The organism is Bradyrhizobium sp. USDA 4503, from assembly GCF_054055815.1.
Genome location: NZ_JBSRXS010000001.1, coordinates 2,989,304 through 3,005,029, shown reverse-complemented (window position 1 = coordinate 3,005,029; position 15,726 = coordinate 2,989,304). Strand labels below are relative to the sequence as shown.

11 protein-coding genes are annotated in these 15,726 nt (G+C 66.0%); 9 read left to right on the top strand and 2 right to left on the bottom strand.

Annotated features, from left to right (window positions below):
- The first annotated feature begins 3 nt into the window (after positions 1-3).
- From ACVMIH_RS14745 to ACVMIH_RS14730, 4 genes are all read left to right on the top strand, one after another.
- The gene (locus ACVMIH_RS14745) at positions 4-1,284 is read left to right on the top strand and encodes an O-antigen ligase family protein (RefSeq protein WP_229192727.1); all 1,281 of its coding nucleotides are present in this window, start codon (positions 4-6) and stop codon (positions 1,282-1,284) included.
- Positions 1,285-1,368: 84 nt separating this feature from the next.
- Positions 1,369-3,282, top strand: a complete 1,914-nt coding sequence (locus ACVMIH_RS14740; protein WP_229192728.1) for a nucleoside-diphosphate sugar epimerase/dehydratase — start codon at positions 1,369-1,371, stop codon at positions 3,280-3,282.
- 48 nt (positions 3,283-3,330) lie between these two features.
- Positions 3,331-4,545, top strand: coding sequence for a glycosyltransferase family 4 protein (locus ACVMIH_RS14735; RefSeq protein WP_229192729.1), 1,215 nt, complete (start codon positions 3,331-3,333; stop codon positions 4,543-4,545).
- Positions 4,542-5,483: an NAD-dependent epimerase/dehydratase family protein gene (locus tag ACVMIH_RS14730; RefSeq protein ID WP_057016709.1), complete on the top strand. Its 942-nt coding sequence runs from the start codon at positions 4,542-4,544 to the stop codon at positions 5,481-5,483. The genes ACVMIH_RS14735 and ACVMIH_RS14730 overlap by 4 nt, the downstream gene beginning before the upstream one ends.
- Positions 5,484-5,488: 5 nt before the next feature.
- On the opposite strand, the gene ACVMIH_RS14725 is transcribed toward ACVMIH_RS14730, so the two are convergent.
- Both ACVMIH_RS14725 and ACVMIH_RS14720 read right to left on the bottom strand, forming a co-directional pair.
- Positions 5,489-6,499 (bottom strand): MraY family glycosyltransferase, encoded by a 1,011-nt coding sequence (locus ACVMIH_RS14725; RefSeq protein ID WP_057016708.1) that lies wholly within the window; start codon positions 6,497-6,499, stop codon positions 5,489-5,491.
- 10 nt (positions 6,500-6,509) lie between these two features.
- Positions 6,510-7,496: a lysylphosphatidylglycerol synthase transmembrane domain-containing protein gene (locus ACVMIH_RS14720; protein WP_057016707.1), complete on the bottom strand. Its 987-nt coding sequence runs from the start codon at positions 7,494-7,496 to the stop codon at positions 6,510-6,512.
- 354 nt (positions 7,497-7,850) lie between these two features.
- On the opposite strand from ACVMIH_RS14720, the gene ACVMIH_RS14715 reads away from it, so the two are divergent.
- From ACVMIH_RS14715 to ACVMIH_RS14695, 5 genes are all read left to right on the top strand, one after another.
- Complete coding sequence (locus ACVMIH_RS14715) at positions 7,851-9,263, top strand: mannose-1-phosphate guanylyltransferase/mannose-6-phosphate isomerase (RefSeq protein WP_456862303.1); 1,413 nt, start codon at positions 7,851-7,853, stop codon at positions 9,261-9,263.
- A gap of 250 nt (positions 9,264-9,513) precedes the next feature.
- Positions 9,514-10,530: a Gfo/Idh/MocA family protein gene (locus ACVMIH_RS14710; protein WP_092089548.1), complete on the top strand. Its 1,017-nt coding sequence runs from the start codon at positions 9,514-9,516 to the stop codon at positions 10,528-10,530.
- 33 nt (positions 10,531-10,563) lie between these two features.
- Complete coding sequence (locus tag ACVMIH_RS14705) at positions 10,564-11,715, top strand: DegT/DnrJ/EryC1/StrS family aminotransferase (RefSeq protein ID WP_092089550.1); 1,152 nt, start codon at positions 10,564-10,566, stop codon at positions 11,713-11,715.
- Positions 11,716-11,758: 43 nt separating this feature from the next.
- Positions 11,759-13,288 carry a murein biosynthesis integral membrane protein MurJ gene (murJ, locus tag ACVMIH_RS14700; RefSeq protein ID WP_057016703.1) on the top strand — a complete coding sequence of 510 codons (1,530 nt, stop codon included), beginning with the start codon at positions 11,759-11,761 and terminating at the stop codon, positions 13,286-13,288.
- Positions 13,289-13,416: 128 nt separating this feature from the next.
- Positions 13,417-15,726: a xanthine dehydrogenase family protein molybdopterin-binding subunit gene (locus ACVMIH_RS14695; RefSeq protein WP_456862300.1), complete on the top strand. Its 2,310-nt coding sequence runs from the start codon at positions 13,417-13,419 to the stop codon at positions 15,724-15,726.

The window sequence follows — 15,726 nt, the reverse complement described above, 5'->3', positions numbered from 1 at the left end:
AGCATGGCATCCCCGGCAGGTGCCGCGGCGTGTCCGGCCTGGCGCGATCCGGCGCGCTGGCAGACCGCGACCGATGTGGTCGCGGTCCTGATTGCGCTGTCGCTGCCGTGGTCGACCTCGCTGGTCGGCATCTTCGGCGTGGTGCTGCTGATCGCGATTGCGCCGACGGTCGATCTGAAGGCGTTCTGGGCGCTGCTGAAGCGGCCGATCTGCCTGGCGCCGGTCGCGTTGTTTTGCCTTGCGCTTGTCGGCACGCTCTGGTCGGACGCGGCCTGGGGCGCGCGATTCTACGCGGTCGGGCCGACCGCAAAGCTCCTCGTGCTTCCGGTCCTGCTCTATCATTTCCAGCGCTCGGCCCGTGGGACCTGGGTGTTCGTCGCCTTCCTGGTCTCCTGCACGCTGTTGATGCTGATGTCCTGGCTGGTGCTTGCCTATCCGCACCTCGCGCTGCGGGCGCCCGCTCCGGGCGAGCAGGGAGTCTTCGTCAAGAACTACATCGACCAGAGCCAGGAATTCACGTTATGCGCGGTCGCGCTGGCCTATCCGGTCGTGATGCTGCTGCGGACCAAACGCATCCTGCCGGCCATGTTGCTGATCGCGATCGCGCTCAGCCTGTTCGCCAACATGGCGATGGTGGTGGTGTCGCGGACTGCATTGGTGACGGTTCCGATTATGTTCGCGGTGTTTGCGCTGCTCCATCTGCGCTGGCGCAGCATCGCCCTGATCCTTTGCGCGGCCGCTGCGTTAGCCGTGGTGGCGTGGTATGGCTCGCCGCAATTGCGCTCGACGGCGGAGTCGTTCGAGCGCGACTACAAGCTCTACATGCAGCGCAACGAGCCGACCTCGCTCGGCTTGCGGCTCGAATTCTGGCGCAAGTCGCTAGGCTTCTTTGCCGAGGCTCCGATAATCGGCCATGGCACCGGCGCGACGCGGGGCCTGTTCGAGCGCGTCGCGAAGGGCGGTGCGACCCAGGCTTCCGGCGAAGTGATCGGAAACCCCCACAATCAAACGTTGAACGTCGCCGTGCAGTGGGGCATTGTGGGTGTAGCGATACTGTACGCGATGTGGCTCCTGCACCTTTTGCTGTTCCGCGGCGACGGTCTCGTCAACTGGATCGGGCTTCTCGTCGTGGTACAGAATATTTCTAGTTCGTTGTTTAATTCACACATCTTCGACTTTCACGAGGGCTGGATGTATGTGCTGGGCGTCGGAGTTGCGGGCGGCATGGCGTTGAAGGGGCAATTGCGGGCCAATATGGAACCCGAACCTCCTGCTCGTCCATGATCGCTGGCAAGGGCCCTGCAGATACGCTATCAGCCTGCCAATGTCCCATCGCGAACTCCCAGTTGCCGGCAACCCGTCCGTTAGATGACGCGCCTTTCACAACTCACCCTGCGCAATTTCCTGATTTTGGTGCATGACGCGCTCGCGACGACGTTCGCGTTGCTGGCGAGCTTCTATCTGCGTTTCGAGGGCAGCCTTCTCACCGATCGACTCCCGCATCTGCTGCTCATCCTGCCCTGGTTCGTGCTGTTCAGCGTTTTCGTCAGCTATTTCTCCAATCTGACCACTGCGAAATGGCGCTTCACCTCGCTGCCGGACGCGCTGAATATCCTGCGGGTCGCAGCCGTGCTGACGCTGGCACTGGTCGTGCTGGACTACGTCTACTTCTTCACGGGAACGAATTCGCAAAGCCCGGTGTTTCTCGGCCGGGTCACGATCATCCTGTTCTTCTTCCTGGAGGTGTTCGCGCTGAGTGCGTTGCGCCTCGGCTACCGCTATTTCCGTTATTCGCGCACGCGGCTGCATGCCCGATCCGACAATGCCGCGCCGGCGCTGCTGGTCGGACGTACGGCCGATGCCGAAGTCGTGCTGCGCGGCATCGAGAATGGCGCCATCAAGCGGCTCTGGCCGGTTGGCGTGCTCTCGCCGTCGGACGCGGACCGCGGCCAGATGATCCGCAACATTCCCGTGGTCGGCGGCGTCGACGACATCGAGGCCGTGATTCGGGATTTCGAGACCCGCCAGCGGCCGATCAAGCGCGTGGTCATGACACCGTCGGCCTTCGAACCCGAAGCGCATCCGGAAAGCGTGCTGATGCGCGCCAGGCGGCTCGGCGTGATGGTCAGTCGCCTGCCGTCGCTGGAGGGCGGCGACGCGCCGCGACTGACCAACGTCGCCGTCGAGGACCTGCTGCTGCGCCCGAGCCAGAAGATCGACTACGCGCGGCTCGAGACGCTGGTGAGGGGCAAGTCCGTCATCGTCACCGGCGGCGGCGGCTCGATCGGTGCCGAAATCTGCGAACGGGTCGCGACCTTCGGCGCCGCGCGCCTGCTGGTCGTGGAGAACTCGGAGCCGGCGCTCTATGCGGTCACCGAGGCGCTGTCCGCGCGCGACTCCGGCCCCGAGATCGAGGGCCGGATCGCCGATATCCGGGATCGCGAGCGCATCACGCGGCTGATGAGCGAGTTCAAGCCCGACATCGTGTTCCATGCCGCGGCGCTCAAGCATGTGCCGATCCTGGAGCGCGACTGGAGCGAAGGGGTCAAGACCAACATCTTCGGGTCGGTGAACGTGGCCGACGCCGCGCATGCCGCGGGCGCGAGCGCAATGGTGATGATCTCGACCGACAAGGCGATCGAGCCGGTGTCGATGCTGGGCCTGACCAAGCGGTTCGCCGAAATGTATTGCCAGGCGCTGGACCATGACCTGATGACCGAGGCAAAGGGCAGGCCGCACATGCGGCTGATCTCGGTGCGGTTCGGCAATGTGCTGGCGTCCAATGGATCGGTGGTGCCGAAATTCAAGGCGCAGATCGAGGCCGGCGGACCGATCACGGTGACCCATCCGGACATGGTTCGCTACTTCATGACGATCCGCGAGGCCTGCGATCTCGTGATCACCGCAGCGACGCACGCGGTGACGCCGGCGCGGCCCGACGTCTCGGTCTATGTGCTGAACATGGGGCAACCGGTGAAGATCGTCGATCTCGCCGAGCGGATGATCCGTCTGTCGGGCCTGCAGCCCGGCGTCGACGTCGAGATCGTGTTCAGCGGCATCCGTCCGGGCGAGAGGCTGAACGAGATCCTGTTCGCAAGCCAGGAGCCGACGCTCGAGATCGGCGTCGCCGGCGTCATGGCGGCCAAGCCGAACCAGCCTCCGATGTCGACGCTGCGCAAGTGGCTCGCGGCGCTGGAGGATGCGATCGAGAGAGATGACCGTGTGACCATCCGCGCCGTCCTTCAGGACGCCGTGCCCGAGTTCGGATCGAATGCCGCCTGACCGCGCCGTTCTGCGGACGCCGAGACAGGACCGTTTCGAAAGCCATTGATGCGTAGTTCTCGAAAAGTCGTGGTCGTCAGCCAGCACTATCCGCCGGACCACAGCACGACCGCCGCGATCATGTCCGCGATCGCCGAACGGATCGCGCAGGAGTCGGAGGTGATGGTGGTCTCCGGGATGCCAGGCTCGGCGCGGGCGCCGGCGCCCGGGCGGCCCGCCGTCGTCGAGATCAGGAACTGGCTGCCGGGAAAGGCGGCGCTGATCAAGCGCGCGCTGGCCGAGGCGCTGTTCACCGGCCGGATCTTCTTTGCGCTGTTGTCGCGCCTGAAGCGGGGCGACGTTGCGCTGACGGTGACCGCTCCCTTCGCGCTGCCCTATGCGGTTGCCGCCGCGGCAAGGTTGAAGGGGGCCAAGTCGGCGCTGATCCTGCACGACCTGTTTCCCGACGTGCTCGTGATGGCCGGGCTGCTGCGGCCGTCCTCGCTGGTCGCGCGGGCGATGCGCGCGATCAACGCGCTGATGTTCCGGGCCCTGAACGCTGTCATCGTGATCGGCCGCGACGCCGAGAAGCTGCTGCTGCGCTATGGCGGAATGACACAGGACAAGATCAGGTTCATCCCGAACTGGGCCACGCTCGCGCCCGGCAACCGTCCCGTGAGCCCGGACAATCCGTTTCGCACGGCCATCGCCGCCCGCTTCGTCGTCGGGCTGTCCGGCAATCTCGGCTTCACCCACGATCCGGACATCGTCTTCCAGGCCGCGCGGCTGCTGCGTGACGAAGGCGAGATCCATTTCCTGCTCTCGGGATGGGGCATCGGCTTCGCGCGGCTCAAGGAGCTGCAGGCCACCGCGCGGCTTGCCAACGTCACGCTGGTCGACCGCGTCGCGGACAGCGAGCTCGATGCGCTGCTCTCCAGCGCGGACGTCTGGCTCATTCCCTATCGCAAGGACGTCGCCGGCGTGTCGGTGCCGAGCCGGTTCTATAATCTGCTCGCAGCCGGCCGCCCCGTCATTCTGGTCTCCGAGCCCGAGGCCGAGGCCGCGCTCACCGTCAGCGAAAGCCGGCTCGGCTGGGTCGTCACGCCGGGAAGGCCCGATCAACTCGCCGATGCCATCCGCCAGGCGTCGCGATCGCAGGACGCCGCGATGGCCGAGCGCGCCGTCGCGACCGCGCGGAACTTCAGTCCCGAGCGGGCGCTCGCGAGCTACGCTGCGCTGGTCCGGGAGCTGCTATCCAATCGCGATGTGGAGCGGACGGTATGAATGATGGTCGCCGGACGGTTCTGGTCACGGGCGCCAGCGGCTTTGTCGGCCGCCATGTGGTGCCCGTATTGGCGCGCAACGGCTGGGTGGTGCGACGCGCGGTGCGAACGGCGCCGCAGGATGCGAACGACGTGACGATCGGCTCGCTCAGCCCCGTCACCGATTGGAGCGCCGCGCTCGATGGCGTGGACGCGGTGGTTCATCTTGCGGCCCGCGTTCACCAGCAGTCCGACGAACAGGCGATCGAGCTCTACCGCAACGTCAATATCGAGGGCACGCTGCATCTGGCGCGCTCCGCGGCCGCCACCGGCGTGCGCGATTTCATTTTCGTCAGCACGATCCTTGTGCATGGGCGCAGCAATTACGGGCGTCCTCCGTTTCGCGAGGACGATGTCCTGACACCGCGCGGCCTCTACGGAAACTCGAAGGCGGCCGCCGAGGTTGGCTTGAAGGAAATTGTGCCGGGCAGCGGCATGAGGGTGACCGTGATCAGGCCGCCGCTGATCTACGGCGCCGGCGCGAAGGGAAACTTCGCGTTGCTCAAGCGTGCAGTGATCAATCGCATGCCGCTACCGCTCGCGTATGTGAAGAATCGCCGCGCGTTCGTGTCGGCGGAAAACCTCGCGTCGTTCATCTTGCACCGGTTGTCGCACCCGGGAGATGATTTCGACGTGTTCCTGGTGGCTGACCGCGAGCAGGTCTCGACGCGGGAATTCGTCGAGCGGCTGGCCCGGGCGGCGGACACCTCGCCGCGTCTGTTCTGGCTGCCGGCGCCGCTGTTGAAGATGGCGCTCGGGATCAGCGGCCGCAAGGAAGCCTATGACAGCCTGTTCGCCTCGCTCGAGCTTGATCTTTCCAAGATCGCGGGCACCGGATGGCAGCAGCCGATCAGCCTCGACGAGGGGCTGCGGCGCGCGCTGCGTCAAACGGACAGCTGAGACGATCAGAGCGGTCGCGAGAATCGCCGCAGCTGCCAGGCGACGGCGAGCGCGCCGGTCAGCAGCAGCGCGATGTCTACGGTGAGCGAATTGAGGGCAACCGATGCGAATGCGAGCAGCGCCAGCACCGCGTTCAGCGCAAACACCTCGCCGACGACGCGCCACACCGTGAATCCGTTGTCGGTCGCGCGCTGGTAGAAGTGCGAGCGATGCGCGGCCCAGAACGGCTCGCGCCGCGCCATGCGGCGAAACAGCGTGACCGTCGCATCCGTCAAATAGTACAGCGGCAGCAGCAGCGCGGCGGCGAACTGCCGATGCAGGGCGAGCTCGAGCAGGCACCAGCCGAGCAGCAGGCCGATCGGCAGGCTGCCGACATCGCCGAGGAATATCCTTGCGACCGGTCGGTTGAACGGCGCGAAGCCGAGCAGCGCGCCGCACAGCGCTGCCGCGACCAGCGCGGGAGCTGCGGGGAGATAGCCGAAGCTGCCGAGCAGGGCGATCGCCACGGTGATCGGCACCGCCTCGGCCGCTGTCATCAGGTCGAGCCCGTCCATGAAGTTGACGAGGTTCACGAACCAGAGGCCGGCGATCAGCAGCAGGCCGCGTTCGAGCCAGACCGGGCCGGCCGGAACCAGCCTCAGACCATCAGGCGCGGAAAACACCACGGCCGCAACGGCGGCGGCCTGCAGCAGCAGCCGCGGGACGACGGGCAGCGAGCGGATGTCGTCGGCGAAGCCCACCACCGCGATGAACAGGCAGGCCGCGAAGACGATGAAGGGAATCGTCAGGTCCTGCGATCCGGCCAGGACGATGACGATCCCGCCCGCCAGCAGCGTCGCCGCCGTGACCGCGATGCCGGCACCCTGCGGCGTTGGAATACGGTGCGACGAGCGCGCATTCGGCTTCGCCAGTGCCACACGCAGCAGCAGCGGCCGCGTCGCCTGGATCAGGACAGCCGAGATCGACGCAGCCAGGACCGCCGCGATCAATGACAGGAGGATTTCGAAAGCGCTCATTCTGGTCCGGCTATTGCGATCCCGGGACTCGCGATTGCGATCCCGGGACTTCGATCGGTTCTGTGCCCTTGGCGGCCTTTTCCGGGCTCAGGATCCACACCAGGCCGCCAAACACGCCAACCACGAACGATACCGCGCCGAACAACAGCGAGACGTTGACGCCCTCATTGGCGATCAATCCGGCATAGCCGAAGGCCAGCGCCATCGTGGCCTCGCGTACGCCCCAGCCCGCGATCGAGATCGGCATCATCGTGATCAGCATCACCGGCGGCAACAACTGGAAGATCTGGCCGAAGGTGACGGGGGCCGTGATCGACTTCACTACGCACCAGGCGATCACGACGGTCACGACGTGAATGGCGATCGAGAGGGTTGCGACCCTCAATCCGTGCTTGCGGCTGAACAACACCCGGTTCGCGATGACCGCGCAGGCGTGGATGTGATGCGTCGCCCACCATTGCTTCAGCCAGGCCCACGGCAACACGCCGATCAGCAGGAAGCCAAATCCGGCCGCGAGTGCGGCGAGGTCGAGAAGCAGCAACGCCATCCAGCCGTGGGAATCGGAAATCAGCCGATAGCTCCAGGGCAGGGTGGCGGCGATGACGACGGCGAGGGCGATCAGTCCGATCGCGCGATCGACGAAAATGGAATAGGTGGCTGCGCGCCAGCCCGCACCGGCGCGCGCGACGAGCCAAAGCCTCACCGCGTCGCCACCGATCGAGGACGGCAGTGTCTGGTTGAAGAAGGTGCCGATCACGTTGAAGCGCATGGCCTGACCGGTCTCCAGCGGGGCGCCGCACTCCACGCTGATCTCCCGCCAGCGCAACACCCCGAGGAATATCTGCAGGAACGTGACCGCGATCGCGAGGCCGAGCCAGCCCAGGCTCTCGCCCTGGATACGGGAGGCAAGGTCGTACAGATTGACCTTGCGCAGCGAGAAATAGAGCAGCGCGGCCGAGATCAGGATCTTGACGGTCGAAAGCAGGATTCGGCGCATTTCCGTTCGCGCTGCCAGGTTTCAGAATGTGTCAAAAACAGCGCAAAACGCTTTCGCGCGCCCAAATTCGCCGCCTTGGTATGGTTTCCGCGCCGATCTGGCAATACCCGTACTGGTCCCTATTGCGGCAGGCGCGAAGCGGTGGCTAAAGAGGCCGGAACGGGGGAACGGCCGGCCACTCACCGGGGGTTTACGTTACCGGTAAAATCCGACCAGACGCGCGGGGGGCGCGTGCTACTGCTTGGATAGTGCTTCCGAGGCAACAGGGCCGCCGGCCGCGACGGCCCGGGCCGATTTGATGTGTCGTTCGCAGGCGGATACGACAGGACTTGCACGACAGGATTTGAGGCATCGATGGATCGACGAATTATTCCCCTGATCATGTGCGGCGGCGCAGGCACGCGATTGTGGCCGGCGTCACGCGAGGTGCATCCGAAACAGTTCCTGTCGCTGTTCGGGGCCCGCTCGACCTTCCAGGAGACGCTGCTGCGGGTTTCCGACGCCGGCCTGTTCGAGCGTCCGATCGTGATCACCAACGAGGCCTATCGCTTCATGGTGCTGGAGCAACTGGCCGAGATCGGCCGTGAGGCCGACGTGCTGCTGGAGCCGATGCGCCGCGACTCGGGGCCGGCGATCGCGGCCGGTGCGGCGTTCGCGCAGAGCCGCGACAGCGAAGCGATCGTGCTGGCGCTGGCCGCCGACCATCTGGTGCGGGACACGGCGGCCTTCGTCGCCGCGTGCCGCGGCGGATTGGTGGCTGCGGACGCCGGCCGCATCGTGACGTTCGGCGTCAAGCCGGAGCGGCCGGCCACCGAATACGGCTACATCAATCCGGGTGAGGTGGTCGCCGGCGAGGTGCGCGCGGTGGCGAAATTCGTCGAGAAGCCGGATGCCGCGACGGCGGCGGGCTATATCGATGCAGGCTATCTCTGGAACAGCGGCAACTTCATGTTCCGCGCCGGCGTGCTGCTCGACGAGTACCGCAATGTCGATGCGGACAGCGTCGCCTCGGTGGAGCAGTCGGTTGCGTCGGCGGCGCGCGATCTCGGCTTCGTCAAGCTCGATGCGCAGGCCTTCGGCGCGGCGAAGGCGATCTCGATCGACTACGCGGTCATGGAGAAGACATCGCGTGCCGCGGTGGTGCCGGTGGCGTGCGGCTGGTCAGACATCGGCTCGTGGCGTCAGGTCTGGGAGCTGTCGGACAAGGACAGCCTCGGCAACGCCGCGCGCGGCACTGCGGTGTTCGAGGACTCCCGCAATTGCAACGTTTCGACCGACCGGGCGCTGGTTGCGCTCGAAGGCGTCGACGATCTCGTCGTGGTCGCGACCCAGGACGTCGTGCTGGTGTCACGCCAGAAGGACGCCAACGGGCTGAAGCGGCTGGTCGCGAAATTGAAAGTGGCGGCGCCGGAGGTGACCGAGAACCACATCAAGGTGCATCGCCCCTGGGGCTCCTATCAGTCGGTCGACAATGGCGATCGCCACCAGGTCAAGCGCATCGTCGTCAAGCCGGGCGGACGGCTGTCCCTGCAGAAGCACCATCACCGCTCCGAGCACTGGATCGTGGTGCGCGGCACCGCGCAGGTCACCGTCAACGAGCTGATCAAGACGGTGCACGAGAACGAATCGATCTACATCCCGATCGGCGCGGTGCACCGGCTGGAGAACCCGGGCAAGATCCAGCTCGAGCTGATCGAGGTGCAGACCGGCAGCTATCTCGGCGAGGACGACATCATCCGCATCGAGGATGACTATCGGCGCACCTGAGGCGAACGGCCGCGCGCTCAAGACCGAGTCGCGGGCGATGTAACTCTTTGAATCAAAACGTGTCCGGATTTCGCCGTTGGCATTCGCCACATTTGTGACGCCGTGCTATAGCGGCTGCCAACGAAGCGGGTCGTGATTTGCGCCAAAGGCGCGGATCGGGCAGAGGGGCCTTGGTGCTGATTCCCTCGGAGCCGGGATGGCTCCCTGAGAAGCCGGGACAACCGCCAGAACGTTACTTGGGGTCTACGATATGAATGCAAAAGTGTCCGCGGCCGGCGCGAAAGCCGATATCGGCCGCGCATTGCGCGTCGGCGTGATCGGCGCCGGCGTGATGGGCAGCAACCATGCCCGCGTGCTGGCCGGACTGCCCGGGGTGCTGCTGATCGGCATCGTCGATCCGCTGCCGGAACATCGCACCCGCGCCATCGACCTGGTCGGCTGCCGCGCCTTCGAAAGCCTCGATCAGCTGTTCGCCGAGGGCATCGATGCGGTGACGATCGCAGCTCCCACCCATCTGCATCACGAGATCGCGCTCGCCTGCATCGCGCGCAACATTCACATCCTGGTCGAGAAGCCGGTCGCATCCACGGTCGAAGAGGGCCGCGAGATCGTCACGGCCGCCGAGCGGGCCGGCGTCACGCTGATGGTCGGCCATGTCGAGCGTTTCAATCCGGCGGTCGCCGCGATCAAGAAGGCGATCTCGGGCGAGGACATCCTGTCGATCGGCATCACCCGGGTCGGCCCGTTCCCGCCGCGAATGTCCAATGTCGGCGTCGTGATCGATCTGGCCGTGCACGACATCGACCTGATCCGCTGGTTCACCGAGTCCGACATCGTCGAGGTGCAGCCGCAGCTCTCCAGCGCCGTCGCCGAGCGCGAGGACATCGCGCTGCTGCAGTTCCGCACCGCTTCCGGCGTGCTCGCCCACATCAACACCAACTGGCTGACGCCGTTCAAGGCGCGCAACGTGACGGTCGCAACCCGCGGCAAGTATGTGATGGGCGATCTGCTCACGCGTCAGGTCACCGAATGCTTCGGCTTCAAGCCGGACGGCAGCTATTCGATGCGTCATCTGCCGGTCGGTCACGACGAGCCGCTGCGCGCCGAGCTGATCGCCTTCCTCGATGCCGTACGTAGCGGCAAGCTGCCGGCAGTGTCCGGCGACGAGGGCGTGGCGAGCCTCGAGATCGCGATCCGCTGCCTGGAATCGCCCGCCAGACCCGCCGCCTCGACGATGCGCAAGGGACCGCGCCGCATCGCCGGCTGATTGTCATTCATTCAATACGTGCAAAGAGCTTCCATGAACCAGCATATGCAGCTTGAGCCCATTCCCTTCATCGATATCGCCGCGCAGCGCCGGCGGCTCGGCAAGTCGATCGATGACGCGGTCGCACGCGTGCTCGACCATTGCCAGTTCATCAACGGTCCCGAAGTGACCGCGCTGGAGAAGGCGCTGGCGGACTATAGCGGCGCAAAGCATGTGGTCAGCTGTGCGAGCGGCACCGACGCGCTGCTGATGGTCCTGATGGCGAAGAATGTCGGGCCGGGCGACGCGGTGTTGTGCCCGACCTTCACCTTCTGTGCGACCGGCGAGGTCGTGACGCTGACAGGCGCGACGCCGGTTTTCGTCGATGTCGATGAGGAGACCTTCAACATCGACGTCAACTCGCTGAAGCGCGGCATCGCAACGGCGCGCGCGCGCGGGCTGAAGCCGGTCGCCGTGATCCCGGTCGACCTGTTCGGCCAGAGCGCCGATCACGATGCGATCGGCGCCGTCGCCGAAGCCGAGGGCCTGTTCGTGCTCGATGACGCCGCGCAAGGCTTTGGCGCAACCTACAAGAACCGCAAGCTCGGCACCTTCGGGCTCGCGACCGGGACCAGCTTCTTCCCGGCCAAGCCGCTCGGCTGCTTCGGCGACGGCGGCGCGATCTTCACCGACGACGAGGAGCTCGCGCGCACGCTGCGCAGCATCCGCGTGCACGGCCAGGGCTCGGACAAGTACGACAATGTGCGGCTCGGCCTCACCGCGCGGCTCGACACCATGCAGGCGGCGATCCTGCTCGAGAAGCTGAAGATTTTCGACGACGAGATCGCGGCGCGCAACAGGGTGGCGGAGCGCTATTCGCGCGCGCTCGGCAACCTCGTCGCGGTGCCGCGCCTTGCCCCGGGCTGTACCTCGGTGTGGGCGCAATACACCATCCGCCTGTCCGACGGCATCGATCGTGACACCTTCGCGGCGGCCCTGAAGGCGCACGGCGTCCCGACCATGATCTACTATCCCAAATCGGTGCACCAGCAGACGGCCTACAGCCACTATCCGGTCGCCGACGGCGGTCTGCCGGTTAGCGAGCGCCTGTCGAAGGACGTCATCGCCCTGCCGATGCACCCCTATCTCGACGAGGCGACGCAGGACCGCGTCATCGCGGCTGTGCGCAGCGCGCTTTCGGCCTGATAGGAAACTTTTTCAGACCGCAATCATGCGCTAGAAGCAGCGCATGCTTGGGCGCATCTTCACCGTCGGCGGCTATACCCTGCTATCGCGGGTCACCGGGTTCGCGCGCGACATCATGCTCGCGGCGATCCTCGGTGCCGGGCCGGTTGCCGACGCCTTCTTCGTGGCGCTGCGGCTGCCCAATCATTTCCGCGCGATCTTTGCCGAAGGCGCCTTCAACGCCGCCTTCGTGCCGGCCTATGCCCATGTCCATGGCGAGCGCGGCGAGGCGTCGGCGCGGCTGTTCGCCGACCGCATCTTCACGCTGCTGTTCGCCTCGCAGGTGATCCTGCTGGCGGTGGCGATGGCGTTCATGCCGCAGGCGATGAGCATCCTCGCGCCAGGCTTCACCGAGGACGCGGCGCAGCGCAAGCTCGCGATCGAGCTGACGCGGATCACCTTTCCCTATCTGCTTCTGATCACGCTGGTGACGCTCTATGGCGGCATGCTCAATGTGATGCATCGCTTCGCCAGCGCCGCCGCGGCGCCGATCTTCCTCAACCTCGCCATGATGATGACGCTGGCGCTCGCGGCGTTCTTCCCGAGCGCGGGCCACGCCGCGGCCTGGGGCGTCCTGATCTCGGGCTTCCTGCAATTCTTTCTGCTCGCCGGCGACCTCTCGCGCCATGGCGGCCTGCCGCGGTTCGCGCCCCTGAAGCTCGACGAGGACGTCCGCGGCTTCTTTCGCGCGCTGGGGCCGGCGACGTTGGGCTCGATGGGCACGCAGGTGGCGCTGTTCGCCGACACCATCATCGCGACCTTCCTGCCCGCAGGCGCGCTGTCGGCGCTGTATTATGCCGACCGCCTCAATCAGTTGCCGATCGGCGTGATCGGGATCGCGATCGGCACCGTACTGCTGCCGGAGATGTCGCGGCGCCTGAGCGGCGACGATCACGCCGGCGCGATGGCCGCGCAGCGCCGCGCCTTCGATTTCACGCTGCTGTTCTCGGTGCCGTTCGTGGCGGCGTTCCTGACCGTATCCGATCCGATCATGCGCGCAATGTTCGCCCGCGGGGCGTTCTCCAAGGCCGATGCGGCAAGCGCCGGGGCCACGCTCGCGGCCTATGCGGTCGGGCTCATTCCCTTCGTGATGATCCGCAGCGCGGTCGCGACCTTCTACGCCCGCAAGGACACCGCAACGCCGGTGAAAGCGGCGCTGACCGGGGTCGCGGTCAACGTCGCGCTGAAGATCGCGCTGGTCGGCACGCTGGCGCAGGTCGGGCTCGCGCTCGCGACCGCAATCGGGGCCTGGGTCAATCTGCTGCTGGTGCTGATGTTTGCCGTGCGCCGCGGCTACCTCGCGCTCGATCGCGCGCTGATCCGCTCGTTCGGCACCTTCGCGCTATGCGGGGTGCTGCTCGCGGTCGCGCTGTGGCTGACCTCGCATTTCGCGGTGGTGTGGTTCGCGCCGATGCAGATCTTTCGCGATGAGCTGATCCTGCTGCTGCTGATTGCGGTCGGCGTCTTCGTCTACGCCCTCCTGATCCTCACGCTGTTCGGCCGCGGCTGGCTGTTCGCGCTGCGCCGCGTATAGTTTTACCTGTCAAATCAAATGCATAGGAGGCCGCTGTGTGATTGCGCCGCGCGCGGCGGAAAGCGGTTTGCGCTTCGCCGACAACCACGCCAATATGCGCAAAACACACCAAGGCAATTGGAGAGACGATGGCAGCTCCCATCAAATTCGGCGTCGGACAAAGTGTGCGGCGCAAGGAGGACGACGCTCTGATTCGCGGCAGGGGCCGCTACACCGACGACGTCGCACCGTCTCCCGCATTGCACGCGCTGATGCTGCGCTCGCCGCATGCGCACGCGACCTATACGATCGATGCCGGCAAGGCCCGCGGCATGCCCGGCGTGGCGCTGATCCTGACCGCCGCCGACGTTGCAGAGCTCGGCGGGCTGCCGTGCCTGTTCAATCTCGAAACCGATCCGTTCACCGCACCGCCTTATCCGATCCTCGCCAAGGAGGAGGTGCGCCATGTCGGCGACGCGGTGGCCTTTGTGGTCGCCGACACCGTCGATCATGCCCGTGACGCGATCGAGGCGATCGACGTCAAATGGACGCCGCTGCCGGCGGCGGTCGGCCTCGTCAATGCGGTGAAGAAGGATGCGCCGCAGGTCTGGCCGGACAAGCCCGGCAATGTGCTGTTCGATGTCTCGATCGGCGACAAGAAAGCCGCCGAGGACGCGTTCGCCAAGGCGCATGCGGTGGCCGAGATCACCATCGTCAATCCGCGCGTCATCACCAATTTCATGGAGACGCGCGCCGCGGTCGCGGAATACGACGCCAAGAAGGATCATCTGACGCTGACGATCGGCAGCCAGGGCAGCCACCGTCTGCGCGAGATCCTCTGCGACATGATCCTGAAGATGCCGAAGGAGAACATGCGGGTGATCTGCCCGGATGTCGGCGGCGGCTTCGGCACCAAGCTGTTTCCCTATCGCGAATATGCGCTGATCTCGGTCGCCGCGCGCAAGCTAAGGAAAAGCATCAAATGGACGGCCGAGCGCTCCGACCATTTCATGGGCGACGCGCAGGGCCGCGACAATCTCACCACCGCGAAGATGGCGCTCGCCGAGGACGGCAAATTCCTCGGCATGGATGTCGACCTGATGGGTGACATGGGCGCCTATCTCTCGACCTTTGCGCCCTACATCCCGCATGGCGGCGCCGGCATGCTGCCGGGCCTCTACGACATCCAGGCCTTCCACTGCCGGGTCCGCACCGTGTTCACCAACACGGTGCCGGTCGATGCCTATCGTGGCGCCGGCCGCCCGGAGGCCGCCTATGTCATCGAGCGCCTGGTCGATGCCGCCGCGCGCAAACTCGGCATGACGCCGGACGCCATCCGGCGGAAGAATTTCATTCCGCCGAAGTCGCTGCCCTACACGACCGCGACCGGCAAGGTCTACGACTCCGGCGACTTCGTCGCGCATATGAAGCGCGCGATGGAGATTGCCAACTGGAAAGAATTTCCGAAGCGCGCCAAGGCCGCCAGGAAAGAGGGCCTGGTGCGGGGCATCGGCATGGCGAGCTATGTCGAGGTCTGCGGCACCATGGGCGAGGAGACCGCCAATGTGGCGCTCGATCCCAATGGCGATATCTCGGTCCTGATCGGCACGCAGTCGAGCGGACAGGGCCACCAGACCGCCTATGCGCAGATCGTCGCCGAGCAGTTCGGCGTGCCGCCCGAGCGCGTCCATGTGCTGCAGGGGGATACCGACAAGATCGCGACCGGCCTCGGCACCGGCGGCTCGGCATCGATTCCGTCCGGCGGCGTCAGCGTGCAGCGGGCGACGCATGATCTCGGCAACAAGCTGAAGGAGCTTGCGGCGCAGGCACTGGAGGCCGGCGCCGGCGACCTCGAAATCGCCGACGGCCGCATCCGCATCGCCGGCACCGACCGCTCGATCAGCTTTGCCGATCTCGCCAAACGTCCCGGCGGCGATACGTCGAAGATGAATTCGAGCGCGACCTTCGCCAGCGCCGACGGCACCTATCCGAACGGCACCCATCTCGCCGAGGTCGAGATCGATCCCGCCACCGGCATCATCAAGATCGTCAGCTACGTCATCGTCGACGATTTCGGCGTCACGCTCAATCCGCTGATGCTGGCGGGCCAGGTTCACGGCGGCGCGATGCAGGGCATCGGGCAGGCGCTGATGGAGCAGGCGGTGTACAGCCCGACCGACGGTCAGCTCGTCACCGGCACCTTCATGGACTATGCGCTGCCGCGCGCCTCCGACGGGCCGTCCTTCGTGTTCGAGACCCATAACGTGCCCTGCACGACCAACCCAATGGGCGTGAAGGGCGCGGGCGAGGCCGGCGCGATCGGCTCGTGCCCGGCGGTCGTCAACGCGATCGTCGAGGGGCTGCATCGCGAGTACAAGATCGACCACATCGACATGCCCGCCACGCCGGAACGGGTCTGGATCGCGATCCGCGAGGCGCAGCGCCGCCATAATCTCTGA